The following is a 20343-nucleotide window of genomic DNA, read 5'->3' on the forward strand; positions in this document are numbered from 1 at the left end:
GAGATTCTTATAACTAGTTTTAAGACAAGCCTATAGTCAAACGGTACAAGGACCTGTCAAATTCTTGCTAACGTTACAGTCAGGTCCGCCAAATGACTGTTTTTAATAAAATTTCTTAAATTTGGCGCCAAGGATCAGTCATGAGTGTTGCGCCTGCTTCACGACGTCTATTAGTGGTGGACCCTTGTGACGATTGCTATCGTCTGATCCCTGGATTGCGCGCCATCGGTTGGGACGTTGATAGCTGCACGCTGGAGCATGCCACTGACCGAACCTGTGACGTGGGCTTGTTACGCTTGCAGCCTTTTCACCTTGAGCACCCCGAAGCCGTCAAGGAATTGATCAGCCGCAGTGGCACCGAGTGGATCGCCGTACTCAATCAGGAAGTGCTGCGACTGCAAAATGTTGGCGACTTCGTCTGTGAATGGTTTTTTGACTTTCATACTTTGCCATTCGATGTGTCCCGGGTTCAGGTAACGCTGGGCCGGGCATTTGGCATGGCGCGGTTGCGCGGGCAGGGTACGGTCCATGTTGACCAGCCCGAGCACGAATTGCTGGGCGACAGCAAACCTATCCGTGAACTGCGAAAACTGTTGAGCAAACTGGCTCCGACCGAATCTGCGGTGTTGATTCGCGGTGAAAGCGGGACCGGCAAAGAACTGGTCGCGCGCACCCTGCATCGCCAGTCCTTGCGTCACAGCAAACCCTTTATTGCGATCAATTGCGGCGCGATTCCCGAACACTTGATCCAGTCCGAGCTGTTTGGTCATGAGAAAGGCGCATTTACCGGCGCACACCAACGCAAGATCGGACGGATCGAAGCCGCCAACGGTGGCACTCTCTTTCTCGACGAGATCGGTGACCTGCCACTGGAGTTACAGGCCAATCTGTTGCGGTTCCTCCAGGAAAAACACATCGAGCGAGTGGGTGGCAGTCAGCCGATTGCGGTAGATGTGCGGGTTCTGGCGGCGACGAATGTCGATCTTGAAGCCGCTATCGAGAAGAAACGCTTTCGCGAAGATTTGTATTATCGCCTGAACGTACTGCAAGTGGTGACCGTTCCGCTGCGCGAGCGCCATGGTGACTTGTCGATGCTGGCCAACCACTTCTCACATTTCTATAGCCGTGAAACCGGTCGTCGCCCACGCAGTTTCAGCGAAGATGCCTTGATTGCCATGGGCAAACACGACTGGCCAGGCAATGTTCGTGAACTGGCCAATCGCGTTCGTCGCGGGCTGGTATTGGCCGAAGGCCGGCAGATTGAGGCCCGCGATCTGGGGTTGATCAGTCAGCATACAATCGCCGCGCCGATGGGCACCCTCGAAGAATACAAGACCCGGGCCGAACGCCAGGCGTTGTGCGATGTATTGAACCGCCACAGCGATAACCTGAGTGTCGCCGCCAAAGTATTGGGTGTGTCGCGACCGACCTTCTACCGGTTGTTGCACAAGCACCAGATTCGCTGAACCCCAACCGCAAAAAAGGTTATTCACGCATTCCCGGGAAACTGTAGGAGCCGGCTTGCCGGCGATGGACTCAAGTTCGCCGCGTTTATCCAGGTCACACGCATTATCGTTAACGACCATCGCTGCGATGCGGCGACCAGCTCCTACAAGGGACCGCGCCCGAGTCGACAACGAGCAGGCCTCCAAACCAGTGAAAACCCCAAAAAAACCGCTGCGATGTAAATTGCTGCGGTTTTTTAGTTTGGGTCAGAAGTAGTAAGGGAATTTCAGGCTGAACTGGAAGTCCGGGGCATCATCCGTCATGCCTATGGACAGGTTGGGTACGATGGTCAGGCTGTCGGTGGCCGCAATGGTCATGCCGATGTTGAAGTAACCGGCGTTGGCATCGCTGGACACTACCGATTGCCAATCTCCGCCATCTTCCTTGAGCTTGCTTTTGCGTTGCACCAGGTCAGAGACCGAGAACGACATACTCATCTTTTCGTTCAAGGCGAACGCAATGCCGGCGCCGATCTGGAAACTGTCGCCAATGCGTACCTTGCCCGGTGTCTTGGCCGCCGGATTGGAGCTGATGTCGTCGAAAGATTCTTCCAGGTTGTAGGTGTAGGACAGGCTGCCGAACAGCACCGCCGGATCGAACGTCTTGACCAGAGAGATCCCCGGCGTAATCGACCAGACGCCGTTACCGGTTGGCAATGACTCAGGCACGGCCAGGTTGGAGTTATCGGCCACCCGATTGAGCTTGATGCCAAACGGATCTTTGCCGGTCGGTGCCTTGACGCGCAAGGTCACCACTGCATCTGGCGTGCTGGCCGATTCGTCGAGGAATTTGTAGGCGATACCGAAGTTTGCGTCACCAATGGCCGGGTCTTCTTTGACCGTGTCTTCGGTCGTGACGTTTGCCGCGCCGTTATTGCCGCCACCGGACTGGTACGTAGATTGACGGTAGACCACCGGCACGTTCAGGTCGAACTGCCAGCGATTGTTGAAGTTGTAGCGCCCGGTGAGGTCAAGTGTCCAGGTGTCGGCCTTGATCCGGTCCAGGTTGATGGCACCCAGAAAGATCGAGTCCAGTGCGAGAAAACCGTTGAGGATCAGTTGGCGAGTATCGTACCGGGAGTAGGTAATTCCGGTTTCGAAGCTGAACTTGCCACCGCCGAAGAATCCGCTGGCCTCGTCATACAGGTTTGAAACGCTTTGCGCCGGTTGCGAGTCATCGGCCAGAGATTGTCCATAAGAGCTGCCGCTGCCCCCGGCAGCGCCCCCTGAAGCCGCTGCGGCACCGGTGTTGGCAGCGACGTTTTGATTGCCTTTGAGGTCCGCTGGCGACTTGGCCAGGCGTTTTGGAGGGGGTGACGCGGGCTGCTCTTCAACTTGGCGGACCCGTTGTTCGAGAACCGCCAGGGCTTTTTGTTGTACTTCATATCGTTGTTTCAGTTCCAGAAGCTCTTGTTTGAGTGCCTCCATTTCCGGGTCAGGTGCTGCCTGCAACATCGTCGCCGGAAGTAGAGCACTCAAGCATACGACTGCGCGCAGTGATACCGATCGGTACATGAAATAAGCCGTCCATTTGTGCCCAACAGTCTTATCTCAGCGTAGTTCAATACCCCAAGGTCCGTAATGCAGCGAGTTGGCTCAGATTGCCGTCCAATACACCCCCACCAAGGCCATTATTGTTGAGCACCACGTTGAGTTGAGTCATGTTGTTGACCACATTGCTGCTGCCCAGCAATCGGGTGTTTTGCAGCAGTCCGCCTTGGGCGACTTGTTGCAGGCTCGAGCCCTGATTGTTGTTGGCGGTAATGGCTACCTGAACACCGCCGCCCGTCGCAGACACCGCGACACTGCCTGCGGCATTGCTGCCGGTAACGGTTTGACCGGCTATCAGCGCCTGGCCCTGGCTCGGCACCAGTGCAGGTGCAGTGCTGGCCTCCTTGACGTTGATGGCGATGTTGTTGTTTGAGCTGTTGCCATCGCCTGCGGCCCGCGTGACCTGGGTTATGCCCCGAGAGGTGTTCAGTGCAGCGCCCCCCGACACGTTACCGCTACCTGACTTGGACATACCGCCATGACCGGTTTGCTTGATGGTTGACACATAGAACTGGGGTTTGACCGTTGCGGCTTGAAGCTGCATCGAGGTGGAGGCCCCGATCAGATCACCACTGGCATTGCGCCAGGTACTGCTCATGACAACACCGAAGCTGATGATCCGCCCCGGCATCACATACCGGCCACGCAACTCGGCCAGTTCCTGGTCATTGATTTCGATGGGGCTGAACTCATCAGCAAAACCTAAAGTGTTCGCTGCAAGACAGGCAGCGAACACCCAATACGAGGTTTTCATTTGCTGCTCCCGGAGCGTCCTGCCCCCTATCATCTTATTGGCGATTAAAAGAAGTCGCTCTGTATGAAACCAAAGTCCATCAGTTCAGCATCTTTGACCGGGTTGAAGTTATCCATCTTGTTCTTGGCTGTCAGCGGTTCCGGTGGACTGCGTAACGCATTGGTTTTGTCGTAACCGGGACCGACGATAGCGAAGATAATGCCATTCCAGCCTTTGACAAAGTCATCATGGGAGTAGCGTTTGTGACCGAGTACCGGGTCGCCGATGTAGACCCAGTTCTTGTCCGCCCGCTGCAACACCACGAAGTGCTTGTAGCCGCGAATTTCCATCAATACCACCACAGGAATCGTCACCGCATCGAGTCTTTCAGGCGGGATCTTGTAGCCCCGGGCGCGCATGCCGATGCGCTCTATGTAGCGTTTCATGTCCAGCATGGAAAAACCTTGGGTACGTACAAGGTCCTGGTCAGCGGTGACCAGCATGCCTTTGATGATGTGTTCCTCATCGACGTCAAGCCAATAGGCCTGGCGCAGTATCGTTGCCAGCGCGGCGGCACCGCAGCTGAAATCGGTTTTTTGTTCGACGATGTTGCTGAACTTGCGCTCACGCAAACTCTGTACGTGCTTGTACACCAGCACGCCACCCGGCAGGGCGGCAACCGGCATCTGTGCGGCCTGGGTCAAGCCAGACAGGCAGAGCAGGGCGAAAAGGACAGTCTTACGCATGATCGATACGCCTTGGGGCTGTAGAAAAGCCCCGTCGCCGGGGCTTTCATTACGATTGCGATCGCGATTACTGGCAAAGTTTGCAGCCTGCGGCGATGGACAGCGAGTTGCTTTGCTGGTTGCCTACGCCGGACGATACGTTCGCTCCGCCGTTGCCGGAGAAGTTGTTCATCGAGCCCGTTATCGAAGCATTGTTGGTTACAGGGGGTTTCCAGCTATCAGGCGTCATCACTTGTTGAGTGGTTACGCCAGCCAAACCGAATACACCCACGGGTACGACATCAGTCGCAGGATTGCCGTTGTTGCTGACCTTCATGCCGGACGTGCTTTGGTTGGCCGCTGCCGCCGCTAGTGCTACACGACCGCCCGAAACGGCAATTGCCAGGTTGTTTTTCTGTTGGTTGAAGGCGCCGGTGGTCACGTTGATGCCGATGTTGCCGGAACCGCTGTTGCCGGCGTTATTGAGCGTTGTGTTGTTGGTGTTGGAGCGGTTCCTGGCGGTGTTGCCGTTGCTCTTCTGAGTCGCGCTGGAGACGGCGACGGCGGTGCCGAAAATAAAGCTTTCGTCAGCCGTGGCAAGGGCGGCGGCGTTGTCTTGTTGGTTGCCGTCACCGGCTGCAACGTTGGCACCCATGTTGCCGTTGGAGTTGTTCAGGGAGTTATCGACTTTAGCGTCGTTTTGGGTGCCCTTGTTCGATACCGAGTTGTGACGGCTGATCTGCGAGTCCAGCACGGCGGCCCCGGCGCCTGAAGTAACCTGCAGAAATTGTTCCAGACTCGGGCCTTCAGGCTGTTGGTTGTTGCCTTGCCCATTGCCCTGACCGTTGCCTTGACCATCATCAATACCGCCTGCTTGGGCTGCGAATGCCATCACTGCCGCCAGAGCGAAAGCCAGAGGTTTGAGAGCAGTTGTCGGGTTCATGGTGTTTCTCCGTGCTCAATAGTTGGTCAAGTGTTGGTACGTCCCTAATTGCTCTGTATTGGGGTCAGTCAGCGACCCGGATGCTTAGGGTGTTAGCCATTCGGTTTCCCACCCCGGCACTCTGGTTCACCTGGATCACTCCCCGGCTGCCGGTGAAGGCCTGGTCGCTTGTCACGACCTGGCGACTGCCGTTTGGGGTGCCAGTTGCTCCCGAGTTCGGTAACAACGCCACGTTCTGTTGAGACAGGGCACTATCGTCGATGGCTTGTGGAGCAGCGCTGATGCTGATGCGCATGGCGTTGGCCATCTGGTTGTTCGCCCCGGCGCCCTGGTTGACACCCAGTACGCCGTTGCCATTACTGAAGGAGGTGCCGCTGATATTGGCCGTCGCATCAAGCGATGGGTTGGCGGGCGTGGTGATTTTTTGCCTGACGCTGGTGGTCGCACCGGCTTGGGTACCTATGGCGATTGCGCGGACGTTGGCCTGCTGCTGTTGATCACCGGCCGCCTGGTTGACGTTGAAGTTGCCTCGGTATTGAGTACCGGAGTCCTGGATGGAGGCGGTGTTGACCGAACTGACGCCCGAATCGGCCATCACACCGGTGCAGCCGAGCAGGGCAAGTAACAGGAGGGATCGACTCATCTCATTGGCCTCCCGCTATTCTGCCCAGTGAGCCGAGGCCGCTGCTCATGGCGCGGTTGATGGTTCCGGAAATGGCACCGCCACTGCCGCCACCGTGGCCGACGGACATTCCAGGCAAACCATTGGGGTTGCTGATGACGTTGATGCCTTGAATGCCACTCAGGCTTTGCCCGTTGCTGTTACGAAAGGCAGTTCCGGTGGTTACTCCGGCAATGTCGGCGTCGCTGAGTTCGCCGGTGACGCGGGCCGATGGGTTGGCATTGATGGTGTTCGGGTTCGTATCCCTGCCGCCGCTGCGCCCGATGGGAGTCGGGTGAACAGAACGATCAAGCACGATGACACCGTTGCCTTCGGCTTGAGCGTTGGAACTGAGAATCGTGCCACCTGCGCTCGCGATCAGCAGGAGGCACGTTAAGCCCTTTTTGTTGAATATCCCCACGACGTTTATTCCTTCATTTGACGGCCGTCCCTGGTCAGCTGTGTAAGGAATGGAGCGAAAGCTGTGCCGGTTTTTGAATATCCAGTTGATTCAATGGCTTGCAGATTTGTTCCGCGACCCCCTTTGCCGAAGATGTTCCAACGGTGAGACGGAACGCTGCGCCGGCAGCCCGGAAATACCGCCGCACCCCTCTAGAACAAAGGTTCTAGCGCTGCTGTATCAATGCCTTTACAAGTCGGGTGACAAAACGACGAAGGGTGTTGAAACGGGCAGTTTGAGACAGAGAGAGTGTTTCAGGATCGGACACTTCCCCCCCAAAAAAACAGGTTCTTCACGCATTCCCGGGAACTGTAGGAGCCGGCTTGCCGGCGATGGACTCAAGTGCGCCGCGTTTATCCAGTTCACGCGCGTTATCGTTAACGACCATCGCTGCGATGCGGCGACCCGACAAGCCAGCTCCTACAAGGGACCGCGTCCGAGTCGACAATGAAGCGGCCCCCAAACCAGTGAAGACCCAAAAAACAGGGGGGATGGCGGGGGAATTGCCCTAGACGCCGATCAGGCGTCGAGCAAACGGGTCACGGTGTTCAGTGCCTGGAGGCGGCGTTGCGCCCAATCTCCGCGCAGTACTTGAACCGGTTGTGCGTGGCGCTCGAGCCACGTCAGGGTCTGTTCGAAAAATGCCTGGCGTTCACTCAAGCGGGGCTGGCAACGCTGGCCGTCATCCGTCCAGTCGACGTGTTCCGGCGACAGTAGCAAGTGCAAGTCGTAATGCCGGGCCAGTAGTGCCTGTTCAATCCAGGCAGGGCATTGGCCAAACAGGGTCTCGCTCCAGAGGATATTACTCAGCAGGTGCGTGTCGAGTATGAGCAACGGCGGTTGTTGCGCCCGCGCCAGGTCTTCCCATGCCAATTGGCCGCGGGCGATGGGGGTAATGTCGGCCAGTGTGGTGTCCCGCGGATTCTGCTCAATGAACCAGCGCACATATTCGTCAACCAGAATCCCGCCGAAACGCTGTCGCAACTCGGCCGCCAGCCAGCTTTTACCGCTGGATTCGGGGCCTGTGAGGACCAGGACTTTCATGCGCGCAATGCCGGATCGGCGCGCCATTCGCGCCAGCCCTGCACGGCGATAACGGCGAACAACCCGTACAGGGTGGCAGTCAGGTACAGGTCCTTATAGATGAACAGCCCGACGAAAATCACATCCAGGGCGATCCACAACGGCCAGCACTGGACACGTTTTTGCGCCATCCAGACCTGCGCCACCAGGCTGAACCCGGTCAGCGCTGCATCGAGCCAGGGTTGTGCGGCGTCGGTCCAGTGGGCCATGACCGCCCCCAGCAACAGACTGCCGACGGCGCCAATGGTGAGGCTCAACACCACGAGTCGAGTGTCGAGCCGACTGACTTCGCGGCCATGGGTCGTTTCGCCCACCTGCGTCCACTGCCACCAGCCGTAAAGCTGCAAAGCGGCATAGACGATTTGCAGCAGCATGTCCGAATACAGCTTCACCTCAAAAAAGATCCAGCTATATAGCAGCACCATGACCAGGCCGATGGGCCAGCACCAGGGGTTCTGTTTGACTGTCAGCCAGACGGCAATGACACCGAGGGCGGCGGCAAACAGTTCAAGCCCGGACATGGAGGTTCCTTGGGGAAATCGAAGAGGGGGCGGATTGTAACCGGATTGGCGTTTGGAATCCCGTGATGCAGGGCGTGCCCCGCTGGCGCATGAAGCGGTACTGAAATGGGCCTTGGCCTGTTGGCTGCCAGCGGCCGATCGCTGCGTATTCTTGCTCCTGTCATAAACCATTGCCAGCATCCAGCCACGTATCGGCGCACGAACCCGTGCAATGCGTGTCCGATATCGCGGCAGCGCCGAACGGACTTGTCTGATAGGATTTCGGCCCCGCACGGATAAACCCGACTCAGGGTGGTTTTTTCACAGGGTTTTTACGGTTCTGTGGTGATCCTTGATGCGCGGGGCTTCAGTTACGCTGTTCGCTATGAAAGCTTTTGAAAAATACTAACGGGGCATGCCGATGCGCATAGCCTTTTGGGGGATTGATGGATCTTTGGACCGCCTTTCAGGCATTGATTCTTGGGGTTGTAGAAGGGCTGACCGAGTTCCTGCCCATTTCCAGTACGGGTCACCAGATTATCGTGGCCGACTTGCTTGGCTTCGGCGGCGAGCGGGCGATGGCGTTCAACATCATTATTCAGCTGGGTGCCATCCTGGCTGTGGTGTGGGAGTTTCGGCGCAAGATCTTCGACGTGGTCATCGGTCTGCCGACTCAGCCGAGTGCCCGGCGATTTACCGCTAACCTGTTGATCGCGTTCTTTCCGGCCGTGGTGTTGGGCGTCATCTTCGCCGACCTGATCCACGAATACCTGTTCAATCCGATTACCGTGGCAACGGCGCTGGTCGTGGGCGGCATCATCATGTTGTGGGCCGAGCGCCGTCAGCATGAAGTACACGCCGAGACCGTGGATGACATCACCTGGAAAGATGCCCTGAAAGTTGGCTTCGCCCAATGCCTGGCCATGATTCCGGGCACTTCGCGTTCGGGCTCGACGATCATCGGCGGGTTACTGTTCGGCCTGTCGCGCAAGACCGCTACCGAGTTCTCGTTCTTCCTGGCGATGCCTACCATGGTCGGCGCGGCGGTGTACTCGGGTTATAAATACCGCCACCTGTTTGTCCCGGCGGATTTCCCGGTGTTCGCGATCGGCTTCGTCACGGCGTTCATCTTCGCGATGATTGCGGTTCGCGGGCTGCTCAAGTTCATCGCCAATCACAGCTATGCGGCGTTTGCCTGGTATCGCATCGTGTTCGGCCTGATCATCCTGGCGACCTGGCAATTCGGCTGGGTTGACTGGAGCGCGGCGAAGCCGTGAGTGACTCGCCCTCGCGCAATAACCCCGGACGCCTGTCCGGGGGACAGGTCCGTTATCCACGGCTGAAGTGGCTGGTGTTTGCAATCCTGTGCGCGTTGCCGCTGTCGGGTTCGGTGTCGTTCTGGCTGCATGGGGAGTCTCTGATTCCCCTGGCGGCCTACGGCATCGTCAGCGTCGTGACGTTTTTTCTGTACTGGAGCGACAAGCGCAAGGCGCGCGCCGAGCAATGGCGGACGCCGGAGAATGTCCTGCATGCGCTGGAGCTCGCCGGAGGCTGGCCCGGGGCGTTGCTGGCCCAGCAAGCGTTTCGGCACAAAACGCGCAAAGTCTCGTTTCAGTTGGTGTTCTGGATCATCGTCCTGCTGCACGAGGTGTTCTGGATCGATCACCTGTTCCTCGGCGCGCACGGGTTCGCCTTGTTCTAACAAGGAAGGCTCTACAACAAGAGTCCGACTTGAGCGCGCTTTGGCAGTCTGCTCACCACCAATTGGTGGGAGCGCTGCAACAATCCCTGCAGTTCTTCGCTACCGAGCGGGTAGGGCGTTTCCATGATGATCCACTGCGCGCGCGCCAGATAAGGCGCCGGATGAATCCCTGGGCGGTCGCAATGGCCGAGAAACAAGTCTTTGTCGACCTTGAAGGCCAGGGAATCACCCCGCAACCCCTGCAAGGCGAACATCTTGTTCCCGGCAATCGAAAACACCCGCACGCCTCCCCATTTATAGTCTTCCCGAGCGCCGGGCAGGGTAAGGCAAAATTTCGCGACATCCTCTTCGCTCATCCGTCCAGCTTTCATAACAATCTTTCCCCACAGGCATTGAAGGATTCAACCAAATGGTCAATCCAGGCGCGTACCGCCGGCATCACTCCGCGTCGATGAGGATAGACCGCTTGCAGCCAGCCACCGGGCAACGACCAGTCGGGCAACAACTGCACCAGTGAGCCGTTTTCCAGTTCCTGCTCGCAATACATCATGGGCAGCATCGTAAAGCCCAGACCAGAAAGGGTGCTGGCCCTGCGCACGATAAAGTCATCGATGCCCAGCCGGGCTTCGAGCGCGAGTTCCCAACTTTTTCCCTTTTGATCCAGCATGCGGATGTGCACCATGCGATCGGCTTCCAGGGCGCCGAGTACCGGCAGGCTTTTCAGATCCTCGGGATGGTTGATCTCACGGCCCACGAGGAAGCCGGGACTGGCAACCATCACCATCTGCGCCTGACGCAGGCGACGGGTGACCAGCAGCGGGTCTTCGTCGCCCAGTTCCCGCACACGCAGGGCCACGTCAATGCCTTCGTTGACCAGGTCGACCCGTCGGTTGAGCAGCATGACTTCCAGCTGGACTTGCGGAAACCGCTCCAGAAAGTCGCTGATCACCCCCGGCAATATTTCGTGGGCCAGCCCGACCGGGCAGGACACCCGCAAACGCCCACGGGGTTCGCTGGACATGCTGGCCACGGCCTCGTCGGCCATTTCCGCCTCCAGCAGCATCGCCTGGCAGTGTCTGAGGTAGCGTTCACCCACGGCGGTGAGCTTCAGTTGTCGGGTGGTGCGTTGCAGCAACCGTGCGCCAAGGCGTTCTTCCAGTTCGGCGATGCGCCGTGACAGCCGGGACTTGGGGATGCCCAGCAATCGTCCGGCTGCCGCGAAGCCACCGGCTTCCACGACCTTGGCGAAGTAATACAGGTCATTGAGGTCTTGCATGATGTGAGCCTGATTGTTCTATCTGTGAGACGAACTATCGCATTGTTGCCGTCTAATCAGCTATTGGTTTCGTCTGTAGGATTAGTCCCATCAGATCGCCCTTGTGGGCGATCCTCACCTGGAGATCCCACATGAAACTGCTGCATATCGATTCGAGCATCCTGGGCGACAACTCGGCTTCCCGTCAGTTGAGCAGCGAAGTCGTCAAAGCCTGGCAAGCCGCCGAGCCGACCGCTGTAGTGACCTATCGCGACCTGGCCGCCGACGCGATCAGCCACTTCTCGGCCAATACCCTGGTTGCAGCCGGTACCACCGCTGAATTGCGTAACGCCGCCCAACAGCACGAAGCCGAATTGAGTGCCTCGACCCTGGCCGAATTCCTCGCCGCCGATGCGGTGGTGATTGCCGCACCGATGTACAACTTCACCATCCCGACTCAACTGAAGGCCTGGATCGACCGTATCGCCGTTGCCGGTCAGACCTTCCGTTACACCGAAGCCGGCCCTGAAGGCCTGTGCGGCGGCAAAAAAGTGGTGATCGTCTCGACGTCCGGCGGCATGCACGCCGGTCAGGCAACCGGTGTCGCCCACGAAGAGTACTTGAAGGTTCTATTTGGTTTCATCGGCATCACCGACATCGAAATCGTCCGTGCCGAAGGCTTGGCTTACGGTGACGAGGTGCGCAACAAAGCCATGAGCGCGGCCCACGCACAAATCAGCGAGCAGTTGTTCGCCGCCGCGTAAGGCTTGCGTAAAACCAGGCACCCGCTCATGTAATGCCCCAAAAAACTCTGTATTCTGGTTACGCAAGTACCAGCTACGGAGTTTTTTGTTTCTGGTCGTTTCAGATTGTGGCCCGACTTATGCTTTTCAGGGTCTACGACTCAAGTCCGGTAACAAGGTGGGGCATCCCATGGTGCGTCTTTGTGCAACTTTACTGATTTGTCTGCTCAGCAGCCTGAATACAGTGCACGCTGCGCCTGCGCCGCATCCTCACTGGAGCGTCGGCTTCCATGAGATGACCTTTCTCGACCCGCTTGACCTGCAGCCGATGCGCGCCATCGCCTTCTATCCTTCCAGTGATTGGGAGCACACCAGCAAACTCGAGGGTTACACCGTCGAAGCCGGGGAGGACACCAAAGTCGCCATTGGCCGGTTCCCGATGCTGATGCTGTCCCACGGTAACACCGGCACTCCACTGGCCTTGCACGACCTCGCCACCTCGCTGGCACGTAAAGGCTTCGTCGTGGTGGCGGTGATCCACCCCGGTGACAACTCCAGGGACCACAGCCGCCTCGGTACTTTGAGTAACCTGTATGGCCGGCCGATCCAGATTTCCGAAGCCATTACCGCGACCTTGGGCGACCGTATGCTGTCGCCGTTCGTCAATGCCAATCAGGTGGGGGTCATTGGCTATTCGGCCGGTGGCGAGACCGCATTGATTCTGTCCGGCGCGACACCGGATCTGGATCGCCTGCGCCGCTATTGCCAGGAGCGTCCGGATGACCGCGATGCCTGCAACACCCAGGGCGAACTGATTGTCGACCGCGACGACCTGCAACCGGTGGCTGATCCTCGCGTCCATGCCTTGATGCTGATGGCGCCGCTGAGCCTGAAGTTCGGCCGCCACACCCTGGCCGATGTGCATGTGCCGGTGCTGCTTTACAGCGGCGATGGCGACAAACTGGTGGCGGTCGACAAGAACGCCGCAGCCCTGGCGCGCAAACTGCCGACGGCGCCGGACTTCAAGTTACTGGCTGGGGCAGGGCACTTCGTGTTCATGGCGCCGTGCAATGACGAGCAGATTGCGATCATGCCCGCGCTGTGCACCGATGCCGATGGCGTCGATCGGCAAGACATTCACCGTAATTTGATCTCTGAAGCCGGAAGCTTCTTCTCGCGTACGCTGGGCAGGGCGACCCGGGCCGGGATGCAAACTGCCGATCAGTAATTTGCACACGACCCTTCGCGAGCAAGCCCGCTTCCCACATCAGGTCATCGCCCGGCGCTTGAGCAGCAGGGTCAGCCCCAGCCCCGACACCGACAACAACGCCGCACTGAAGAAAATCCACCCGTAACCCAGGTTCAACGCCACTGCGCCCATCAACGGGCCGGCGATTGCCAGCGCCAGGTCAAAAAACACTGCATAAGCACTCAAACCAGCGCCCCGGCTGGAATTCGGCACCTGCTTAATGGCTTCCACACCCAGCGCCGGATAAACCAGGGACAGACCGAACCCGGTCAGACCGGCGCCAATGAGCGCATACCCGGTCGAGGGGGCCAGCCACAGCAGCACCAGGCCAACCGTCTCGATGCACATGCAGGCAATGGCCGAGGTGAACCCGCCGAAACGGCCGATGGCGGAAATGAACAGCAACCGCGACAGAATGAAACACACGCCAAACACGGTCAGGCAGTAGGCCGCGCCGGTCCAGCCACGATTGACGTAATACAGGGTGATAAAGGTCGTCAGCGTGCCGTAGCCAATGGACGCCAGGCTCAAGCTCGCGCCAAACGGCGCAATGCGCCCGAATACTGCCCAGAACGGCAGGCGCTCACCGCGCACCACGGGTACCGAGGGCTTCTTGCGAATCAGCAACAGTGCGGCCATGGCCAATAGCATCAGGGCGACGCCCAGGCTGGTGAAGCCGAGTTGTTGCACCATGACCACGCCCAGTGGCGCACCAATGGCAATCGCACCATAGGACGCGATGCCGTTCCAGGAAATCGACCGCGCGGTGTGCTCGGCACCGACCTGGCCCATGCACCAACTGATGGTGCCGACGCCGATCAACCCTTGGGCGATCCCCAGTAGCAAGCGCCCGGCGATCAAAATCAGCAAGCTGAGTAAGGGCAAGTCTTGCAACAGGGTCGACAGCAAGGTCAGCGCGCCACTGAGCACAATCCCCGACAGGCCATAGATGATTGCGCGCTTGGTGCCGACGCTGTCCGACATCCGTCCGGCCATGGGCCGGCTGAGCAGGGTGGCGAGGTATTGCGAGCCGATGGTCAGCCCGGCCACGACGGCGCTGAACCCAAGTTGTTCGTGGACATAACCCGGCAATACCGCAATCGGCAGACCGATGCAGAGGAAGGCAATGAAGGTGTAGAAGACGATCGAGACGATCTGCAGGGTGATCGCCATTGAGCTTTGCGGGGCAACTTGCGGCGCAGACATGAGGGCTCGTTCGCGGGCGGCGGTGGGAGAACTGCATCATGGCGCGGCGTTGCGATAAAAGAAAGCAGGCTAACTAATTTTTGCAGTCATTGAGGGCCTCTTCGCGAGCAAGCCCGCTCCCACACTTGGAGCGCATTCCAAATGTAGCAGCGGGCTTGCCAGCGAAGAGGCCGGCACATCCAACACAAATGTTGCCTGCATGATCGCCTTCGCTGGCAAGCCAGCTCCTACAGGGAAATGCATCCAAAATGAGGGAGCGGGCTTGCTCGCGAAGGAGTCTGCACCAGACAGACTCCTGGCCATGAAACGCAAAAAGCCCCGTCACTAAGGACAGGGCTTTTCACTTGAAGCTTGCAGCTAAAGGCTTGTAGCTGCCTTTAGAACACCACACCCTGGCTGCGCAGGTAGTCGTCGTAGGTGCCGCTGAAGTCGGTCACGCCGTTAGGGCTCAACTCGATGATGCGAGTGGCCAGGGACGATACGAACTCACGGTCGTGGCTGACGAAGATCAGCGTGCCCGGGTAGTTTTCCAGTGCCAGGTTCAGCGCTTCGATGGATTCCATGTCCAGGTGGTTGGTCGGTTCGTCCATCACCAGTACGTTCGGCTTTTGCAGGATCAGCTTGCCGAACAGCATGCGGCCTTGCTCACCACCGGAGATGACCTTGACCGACTTGAGAATCTCGTCGTTGGAGAACAGCATGCGGCCCAAAGTGCCGCGAATGACCTGCTCGCCCTGAGTCCACTGGCCCATCCAGTCGAACAGGCTGACGTCGTCTTCGAAGTCATGGGCGTGGTCCTGGGCGTAGTAGCCCAGCTCCGCGCTTTCGGTCCATTTCACGGAACCGGCGTCCGGGGTCAGCTCACCCATCAAGGTGCGCAGCAGGGTGGTTTTGCCGATACCGTTCGGGCCGATAATCGCCACGCGCTCGCCGGCTTCGACGGTGAAGCTGAAGTTCTTGAACAGGGTCTTGCCGTCGAAGCCCTTGGACATCTGCTCGATGGTCACGGCCTGGCGGTGCAGTTTCTTGGTCTGTTCGAAGCGGATGAACGGGCTCACGCGGCTCGATGGCTTGACTTCGGCCAGCTGGATCTTGTCGATCTGCTTGGCGCGGGAAGTGGCCTGCTTGGCTTTCGAGGCGTTGGCCGAGAAGCGGCTGACGAACGTTTGCAGTTCCGAGATCTGGGCTTTCTTCTTGGCGTTGTCCGACAGCAATTGCTCACGGGACTGAGTCGCCGCGGTCATGTACTCGTCGTAGTTGCCCGGGAACAGACGCAGTTCGCCGTAGTCCAGGTCAGCCATGTGAGTGCAGACGCTGTTGAGGAAGTGACGGTCGTGGGAAATGATGATCATGGTGCTGTTACGCGCCTTGAGGATCGTTTCCAGCCAGCGGATGGTGTTGATGTCCAGGTGGTTGGTCGGTTCGTCGAGCAACAGCACTTCCGGATCGGAGAACAGCGCCTGAGCCAGCAACACCCGCAGTTTCCAGCCAGGAGCCACTTCAGACATCGGACCAAAATGCTGCTCCAGGGGAATGCCCAGGCCCAGCAGCAGCTCACCGGCGCGGGACTCGGCGGTGTAACCGTCCATTTCGGCGAATTCGGTTTCCAGCTCGGCCACGGCCATGCCGTCTTCTTCGCTCATTTCCGGCAGCGAGTAGATGCGGTCGCGCTCGGCCTTGACCTTCCACAGTTCTTCGTGACCCATGATCACGGTGTCGATCACGGTGAACTCTTCGTAGGCGAACTGGTCCTGGCGCAATTTACCCAGACGCACGTTCGGCTCCAGCATGACCTGACCGCCGGACGGCTCGAGGTCGTTGCCGAGAATCTTCATGAAGGTCGACTTGCCGCAACCGTTGGCGCCGATCAGGCCGTAACGGTTGCCACCGTTGAACTTGACCGAAACGTTTTCGAAGAGCGGCTTGGCGCCGAACTGCATCGTGATGTTAGCTGTAGAAATCAAAGGTTTTTCCTGCGAAGCATTCAGAGTAGCTAGGGTTGCGGCAGTACCGGTTCAGTACCCGTTTCCACTGTCAGGACCCCGGGACATTCATCCCGATCAGCAGTGGAAGATCCATCTGGCATTAAGTGGACAGCAGCATGTGGCGCGCTTGGCCCGAGTCAATGTGCGCTGAAAGGGGATTTTCCCGCTCTCAACCTGGGGGCGCGTAAAGTTTGGCGGCGATTGTACTGGTCTGGCTCTTTAAACGATAGGGCGTTGAGGCCACGGCAACGTTCGGGCGGCTTTTGTGGACACATTTTCACAGTTGTAGGTTAACTATTGGTTACAAACTGTGGCTAAAATGCCATCCATCCGCCGGATGCCGTCCATCGGCAAGGCTCGCTGGCACTACGGGGCCGCTGTTTCGAAAATCAGCCGCTGCACAAGACCCGGGAGGGCGCAGTTTGTTTACTTCTGACGTGTGACGATTTCCGTGAAACTGATCATTGCCGTTATCTACGTTGCCTCTATTGCGTATGTCCATCTGCGTGGCCAAGTGCGCCATAAGTTGGGTCGCCAGTTGAGTGATCACTCGACGTTTCTGGCGCCGATCAACTGCTTTCTTTATCTGTTTTCGAAAATCCCCAACAAACCGTATCTCGACCCGGCCGACTTCCCCGACCTGCGTCCATTGCAAGTGCATTGGCAAGAAATTCGTGCCGAAGGCCAGAATTTGCTTAGGGCCGGGGAGATCAAGCGCTCGAACCAATTCGATGACGTCGGTTTCAACTCGTTTTTCAAGACCGGCTGGAAGCGCTTTTATCTCAAGTGGTACGGCGACAGCCACCCGTCGGCCATGAAGCTCTGCCCGCGTACCACCGAATTGGTGCAGGGCATTGGCTCGATCAAGGCGGCGATGTTCGCCGAACTGCCTCCTGGCTCCAGACTCGTGCGTCACCGCGACCCGTACGCCGGTTCGTACCGTTATCACCTGGGCCTGGAAACACCCAACGATTCCGGCTGCTACATCAATGTCGATGGCCAGGACTACCATTGGCGCGATGGCGAAGCGGTGATGTTCGATGAGACCTACATTCATTACGCAGAAAACACCACGCCGCACAATCGCATCATCCTGTTCTGCGACGTCGAGCGGCCGATGAAGTATCGGTGGGCGGCGGCCTTCAATCGGTGGTTCAGCCGCAATGTCATGTCGGCGGCAGGTGCTCCGAACGAGGCAGGTGACAGGACCGGCGGGCTCAATCGACTATTCGGCAAGGTCTACAAGGTTCGCCTGCGCGGCAAGGAGCTGAAAAAACGCAACCGCAAGCTTTACTACCTCCAAAAGTGGTCGATCTTTGCCGGGGTGTTGGCGGTGTTCATTCTGATCTGAATTTTACGTGTGGACGTAGTAAGCCTTCGCGAGCAAGTCGGAACATCCAGCAAATCACTTGCTGGCTTTCTTCCTCACAGCGGGTTTGCTGCTCGCCTTTGGCTTGACCGCCGCTTTACCAGCACCTTTGTTCCCAAGGCTGCGCTTGAGCAACTCGGTCAGGTCAATGACATCCGCCGTTTTCCGCGTTTCCTCGCCAGTGGCGGTTTCGACGTCTTCGATCTTGCCTTCATGGGCCTTCTTGTCGACCAACGCCATGATCTTGTCTTCGAAACCATCCCGATAGTCTTGCGGCGTCCATTCGGCACTCATGTCCTGCACCAGGCGTTTGGCCATGTCCCGTTCGCCCTTGGCCAGTTCCGGCTTGATGACTTCGCTGTCCAGCGCCAATTCATCGAGACTTCGTACCTCGGCCGGCCAGCGCAGCATCACCAGCACCAGGGCCGATTCCAGTGGCATCAGTGCGGCCAGATGCTGGCGGGTATGCAGGACCACATGGGCGAGGGCGACCTTGCCGGTTTGGCTCAGGGTTTCGCGCAGCAGTGCATAGACCTTGCCGCCGCGTTTGTCGGGTGCCAGGTAGTAAGGCGTGTCGATGTTCTGCAGGGGAATCTGCTTGCCGTCGACAAATGAAAAAATGTCGATGGTCTGGGTCGATAGGGGGTGAGCGGAGCGTATCTCTTCTTCACTGAGCACCACATACCGACCCTTTTCGTATTGCACGCCTTTCACGATGTGCTCCTTGGTGACTTCCTTGCCCGTGACCTTGTTGACACGCTTGTAACCCACCGGGTCCATGCTGCGGCTGTCCAGCCAGTCGAAATCGACACCTTGGGAGGACGTTGCCGAGACCAGCGCCACGGGGATGTGCACCAGTCCGAAGCTGATTGCGCCTTTCCAGATTGCCCGTGCCATGGTCGTCTACTCGCGAGTGATGTTCAGGTGACCTGCGGCCTTGGGCAAAAGTTTCCGTGGTTTGCGTGGCTGTTCCATTACCCGGATCAACGTCGTGTTACATCTTGCCGGGGAGGTATTTGTTAACAAATGCGAACCCCGGGCGTAGCGTGGTATCGAAGTCCATATCCATGTGATGGAGAGAGGCACCCCATGAACCGATACGTGTTTGGCGCCATTGCGCTGGCCTTGAGTGCCGTACTGGGCCCACTGGTGCAGGCCGACACCTCTGCTTCGTGGCAATTGGCCCAGAACCTGCCGGGCAGCACCAACAACAATCCTTACAGCAGCCCGATCAACCGGGCCAACCCCAACAGCATGCAAGGCACCCGACCCAGCGCCCCGGCAATACGCGGACCCAATACCGTACCGGTCCCGCGTCCGCCGACGCTGGACAACGGAGGCATCGGCAATCGCTATCCCGACCGAGGTGCTCCCGCCAGCCCACCGAAATTCATCCCAAATCCTGCCCCAAGAGACGCTGGCACCGGCAACCGTTGAGTGGCAGGCAACTCATCTGGCCGCTATTTTTCCCCAGACCTCATGTTCATCGGAAAAGGAATCCTGCATGTTGCGTAAAAATCTATTGGCCAGCCTCTGTGCCAGCGTATTGATCACCGCCACTGTCCCTGTGCTTGCTGCGTCCACCCAGACGATGAAAAGCGAAGAGGGCACCCTTGAGGTCACCCCCATCGTGACGGGGCTGGAGCACCCATGGGCCCTGGCATTCTTGCCGGATCGAAAAGGCATGCTGGTGACCGAACGGCCCGGCAACCTGCGTCTGGTGACTGCCGACGGCAAACTGTCGGCACCGCTCAATGGCGTGCCGACGGTCTGGGCCAAGGGGCAGGGCGGATTGCTCGACGTGGCATTGTCACCGGATTTCAGGCAGGACCGGATGGTCTACCTGTCCTATGCCGAAGGTGGCGGTGAGGGTAACAAGGCCGGTACTGCGGTGGGTCGCGGGCGGCTCTCTGACGATATGACGGCACTCAAGGATTTCCAGGTGATCCTGCGTCAGGAACCCAAGCTCTCGGTCGGCAACCATTTCGGCTCGCGTCTGGTGTTCGACCGTGACGGCTACCTGTTCGTGACCCTGGGGGAAAACAACGATCGCCCGACCGCCCAGGATCTCGACAAGCTGCAAGGCAAAGTGGTGCGAATCTATCCGGACGGCACGGTGCCCAAGGACAACCCCTTTGTCGGCCAGGCCAACGTCCGTCCGCAGATCTGGTCCTACGGGCAGCGTAACCCGCAAGGTGCGGCGCTCAATCCGTGGAACGGTACGCTGTGGGAAAACGAACACGGCCCCCAGGGCGGCGATGAAATCAACATTATTGAGCGCGGCAAGAATTATGGCTGGCCGCTGGCGACCCATGGCATCAACTACTCCGGTCAACCGATTCCCGAAGCCAAGGGTGATACCGCCGAAGGCACCGTTGCCCCGAATCATGTCTGGGAAAAGTCCCCGGGACTGAGTGGCATGGCGTTCTACGATGCCGATCGATTCAAGGCCTGGCAGCGCAACGTGTTCATCGGCGCGTTGGTCAGCCAGGAACTCATCCGCCTGGAATTCGAGGGCGACAAGGTGATACACGAGGAGCGTCTGCTCGGGGAGTTGAAAAAGCGTATTCGCGATGTGCGACAGGGGCCGGATGGCTACTTGTATGTATTGACCGACGAGGAGAACGGCGGGTTGTACAAAGTCGGCCTGAAGTAACCGATGCTTTTGTGGCG

At 58.4% G+C, this 20343-nt stretch carries 21 protein-coding genes; 8 read left to right on the forward strand and 13 right to left on the reverse strand.

The window, feature by feature from the left end:
- The first annotated feature begins 140 nt into the window (after positions 1-140).
- Positions 141-1466, forward strand: coding sequence for a sigma-54 dependent transcriptional regulator (locus B0D71_RS02140; protein ID WP_103393259.1), 1326 nt, complete (start codon positions 141-143; stop codon positions 1464-1466).
- A 246-nt stretch (positions 1467-1712) separates the two neighbouring features.
- Here the strand turns inward: B0D71_RS02140 and B0D71_RS02145 are convergent, their stop codons facing one another.
- From B0D71_RS02145 to pnuC, 8 genes are all read right to left on the reverse strand, one after another.
- Entirely contained in the window at positions 1713-3020 is a 1308-nt protein-coding gene (locus tag B0D71_RS02145) for a transporter (protein WP_103393260.1), read from the reverse strand.
- A gap of 46 nt (positions 3021-3066) precedes the next feature.
- Positions 3067-3810 (reverse strand): hypothetical protein, encoded by a 744-nt coding sequence (locus tag B0D71_RS02150; protein WP_103393261.1) that lies wholly within the window; start codon positions 3808-3810, stop codon positions 3067-3069.
- 44 nt (positions 3811-3854) lie between these two features.
- Positions 3855-4535, reverse strand: coding sequence for a C39 family peptidase (locus tag B0D71_RS02155; RefSeq protein ID WP_103393262.1), 681 nt, complete (start codon positions 4533-4535; stop codon positions 3855-3857).
- 67 nt (positions 4536-4602) lie between these two features.
- On the reverse strand, positions 4603-5457 hold the full coding sequence (locus B0D71_RS02160) for a heme utilization protein (protein WP_103393263.1): 855 nt from the start codon (positions 5455-5457) through the stop codon (positions 4603-4605).
- A 64-nt stretch (positions 5458-5521) separates the two neighbouring features.
- Positions 5522-6100, reverse strand: a complete 579-nt coding sequence (locus B0D71_RS02165; protein WP_103393264.1) for an adhesin — start codon at positions 6098-6100, stop codon at positions 5522-5524.
- A 1-nt stretch (position 6101) separates the two neighbouring features.
- Entirely contained in the window at positions 6102-6539 is a 438-nt protein-coding gene (locus B0D71_RS02170; RefSeq protein ID WP_103393265.1) for a hypothetical protein, read from the reverse strand.
- Between the two features lie 558 nt (positions 6540-7097).
- Positions 7098-7622, reverse strand: a complete 525-nt coding sequence (locus B0D71_RS02175; protein ID WP_103393266.1) for an AAA family ATPase — start codon at positions 7620-7622, stop codon at positions 7098-7100.
- Entirely contained in the window at positions 7619-8182 is a 564-nt protein-coding gene (gene pnuC / locus B0D71_RS02180; RefSeq protein WP_103393267.1) for a nicotinamide riboside transporter PnuC, read from the reverse strand. Before pnuC ends, B0D71_RS02175 begins: the two co-directional genes overlap by 4 nt.
- Before the next feature lie 425 nt (positions 8183-8607).
- On the opposite strand from pnuC, the gene B0D71_RS02185 reads away from it, so the two are divergent.
- The gene (locus B0D71_RS02185; RefSeq protein ID WP_103393268.1) at positions 8608-9438 is read left to right on the forward strand and encodes an undecaprenyl-diphosphate phosphatase; all 831 of its coding nucleotides are present in this window, start codon (positions 8608-8610) and stop codon (positions 9436-9438) included.
- Entirely contained in the window at positions 9435-9863 is a 429-nt protein-coding gene (locus B0D71_RS02190; RefSeq protein WP_103393269.1) for a DUF1294 domain-containing protein, read from the forward strand. Before B0D71_RS02185 ends, B0D71_RS02190 begins: the two co-directional genes overlap by 4 nt.
- 11 nt (positions 9864-9874) lie before the next feature.
- Here B0D71_RS02190 and B0D71_RS02195 read toward each other — a convergent pair whose 3' ends face one another.
- Together B0D71_RS02195 and B0D71_RS02200 are read right to left on the reverse strand one after the other, a co-directional pair.
- Positions 9875-10234 (reverse strand): MmcQ/YjbR family DNA-binding protein, encoded by a 360-nt coding sequence (locus B0D71_RS02195; protein WP_103393270.1) that lies wholly within the window; start codon positions 10232-10234, stop codon positions 9875-9877.
- Positions 10231-11139, reverse strand: a complete 909-nt coding sequence (locus B0D71_RS02200) for a LysR substrate-binding domain-containing protein (RefSeq protein ID WP_103393271.1) — start codon at positions 11137-11139, stop codon at positions 10231-10233. The genes B0D71_RS02195 and B0D71_RS02200 overlap by 4 nt, the downstream gene beginning before the upstream one ends.
- 131 nt (positions 11140-11270) lie before the next feature.
- Here B0D71_RS02200 and B0D71_RS02205 point away from each other — a divergent pair, with 131 nt between their 5' ends.
- Positions 11271-11882: an FMN-dependent NADH-azoreductase gene (locus tag B0D71_RS02205; RefSeq protein ID WP_103393272.1), complete on the forward strand. Its 612-nt coding sequence runs from the start codon at positions 11271-11273 to the stop codon at positions 11880-11882.
- A 169-nt stretch (positions 11883-12051) separates the two neighbouring features.
- Positions 12052-13089, forward strand: coding sequence for an alpha/beta hydrolase family protein (locus B0D71_RS02210; RefSeq protein ID WP_103393273.1), 1038 nt, complete (start codon positions 12052-12054; stop codon positions 13087-13089).
- A 39-nt stretch (positions 13090-13128) separates the two neighbouring features.
- Here the strand turns inward: B0D71_RS02210 and B0D71_RS02215 are convergent, their stop codons facing one another.
- Positions 13129-14316, reverse strand: coding sequence for an MFS transporter (locus B0D71_RS02215; RefSeq protein WP_103393274.1), 1188 nt, complete (start codon positions 14314-14316; stop codon positions 13129-13131).
- A gap of 377 nt (positions 14317-14693) precedes the next feature.
- The gene (locus B0D71_RS02220; RefSeq protein ID WP_103393275.1) at positions 14694-16280 is read right to left on the reverse strand and encodes an ABC-F family ATPase; all 1587 of its coding nucleotides are present in this window, start codon (positions 16278-16280) and stop codon (positions 14694-14696) included.
- A 472-nt stretch (positions 16281-16752) separates the two neighbouring features.
- Here B0D71_RS02220 and lpxO point away from each other — a divergent pair, with 472 nt between their 5' ends.
- The gene (gene lpxO / locus B0D71_RS02225; RefSeq protein ID WP_103393997.1) at positions 16753-17652 is read left to right on the forward strand and encodes a lipid A hydroxylase LpxO; all 900 of its coding nucleotides are present in this window, start codon (positions 16753-16755) and stop codon (positions 17650-17652) included.
- 54 nt (positions 17653-17706) lie between these two features.
- On the opposite strand, the gene ku is transcribed toward lpxO, so the two are convergent.
- A complete protein-coding gene (gene ku / locus B0D71_RS02230; RefSeq protein ID WP_103393276.1) occupies positions 17707-18567 on the reverse strand; it encodes a non-homologous end joining protein Ku in 861 nt (286 codons plus the stop codon).
- Positions 18568-18759: 192 nt separating this feature from the next.
- Between ku and B0D71_RS02235 the strand changes: the two genes are divergently transcribed.
- Both B0D71_RS02235 and B0D71_RS02240 read left to right on the forward strand, forming a co-directional pair.
- Entirely contained in the window at positions 18760-19107 is a 348-nt protein-coding gene (locus B0D71_RS02235; protein ID WP_103393277.1) for a hypothetical protein, read from the forward strand.
- Between the two features lie 67 nt (positions 19108-19174).
- Positions 19175-20326 carry a PQQ-dependent sugar dehydrogenase gene (locus tag B0D71_RS02240; RefSeq protein ID WP_103393278.1) on the forward strand — a complete coding sequence of 384 codons (1152 nt, stop codon included), beginning with the start codon at positions 19175-19177 and terminating at the stop codon, positions 20324-20326.
- Positions 20327-20343 lie beyond the last annotated feature (17 nt).

It is taken from the genome of Pseudomonas laurylsulfativorans (genome assembly GCF_002906155.1).
In the GTDB taxonomy this organism is placed as follows: Bacteria; Pseudomonadota; Gammaproteobacteria; order Pseudomonadales; family Pseudomonadaceae; genus Aquipseudomonas; species Aquipseudomonas laurylsulfativorans.

Bases quoted from the DNA above. Each gene is read 5' to 3' on its own strand.
- B0D71_RS02140 (WP_103393259.1), top strand. From the start codon at position 141: ATGAGTGTTGCGCCTGCTTCACGACGTCTATTAGTGGTGGACCCTTGT.
- B0D71_RS02145 (WP_103393260.1), bottom strand. From the start codon at position 3,020: ATGTACCGATCGGTATCACTGCGCGCAGTCGTATGCTTGAGTGCTCTA.
- B0D71_RS02150 (WP_103393261.1), bottom strand. From the start codon at position 3,810: ATGAAAACCTCGTATTGGGTGTTCGCTGCCTGTCTTGCAGCGAACACT.
- B0D71_RS02155 (WP_103393262.1), bottom strand. From the start codon at position 4,535: ATGCGTAAGACTGTCCTTTTCGCCCTGCTCTGCCTGTCTGGCTTGACC.
- B0D71_RS02160 (WP_103393263.1), bottom strand. From the start codon at position 5,457: ATGAACCCGACAACTGCTCTCAAACCTCTGGCTTTCGCTCTGGCGGCA.
- B0D71_RS02165 (WP_103393264.1), bottom strand. From the start codon at position 6,100: ATGAGTCGATCCCTCCTGTTACTTGCCCTGCTCGGCTGCACCGGTGTG.
- B0D71_RS02175 (WP_103393266.1), bottom strand. From the start codon at position 7,622: ATGAAAGTCCTGGTCCTCACAGGCCCCGAATCCAGCGGTAAAAGCTGG.
- pnuC (WP_103393267.1), bottom strand. From the start codon at position 8,182: ATGTCCGGGCTTGAACTGTTTGCCGCCGCCCTCGGTGTCATTGCCGTC.
- B0D71_RS02185 (WP_103393268.1), top strand. From the start codon at position 8,608: ATGGATCTTTGGACCGCCTTTCAGGCATTGATTCTTGGGGTTGTAGAA.
- B0D71_RS02195 (WP_103393270.1), bottom strand. From the start codon at position 10,234: ATGAAAGCTGGACGGATGAGCGAAGAGGATGTCGCGAAATTTTGCCTT.
- B0D71_RS02200 (WP_103393271.1), bottom strand. From the start codon at position 11,139: ATGCAAGACCTCAATGACCTGTATTACTTCGCCAAGGTCGTGGAAGCC.
- B0D71_RS02205 (WP_103393272.1), top strand. From the start codon at position 11,271: ATGAAACTGCTGCATATCGATTCGAGCATCCTGGGCGACAACTCGGCT.
- B0D71_RS02210 (WP_103393273.1), top strand. From the start codon at position 12,052: ATGGTGCGTCTTTGTGCAACTTTACTGATTTGTCTGCTCAGCAGCCTG.
- B0D71_RS02215 (WP_103393274.1), bottom strand. From the start codon at position 14,316: ATGTCTGCGCCGCAAGTTGCCCCGCAAAGCTCAATGGCGATCACCCTG.
- ku (WP_103393276.1), bottom strand. From the start codon at position 18,567: ATGGCACGGGCAATCTGGAAAGGCGCAATCAGCTTCGGACTGGTGCAC.
- B0D71_RS02235 (WP_103393277.1), top strand. From the start codon at position 18,760: ATGAACCGATACGTGTTTGGCGCCATTGCGCTGGCCTTGAGTGCCGTA.
- B0D71_RS02240 (WP_103393278.1), top strand. From the start codon at position 19,175: ATGTTGCGTAAAAATCTATTGGCCAGCCTCTGTGCCAGCGTATTGATC.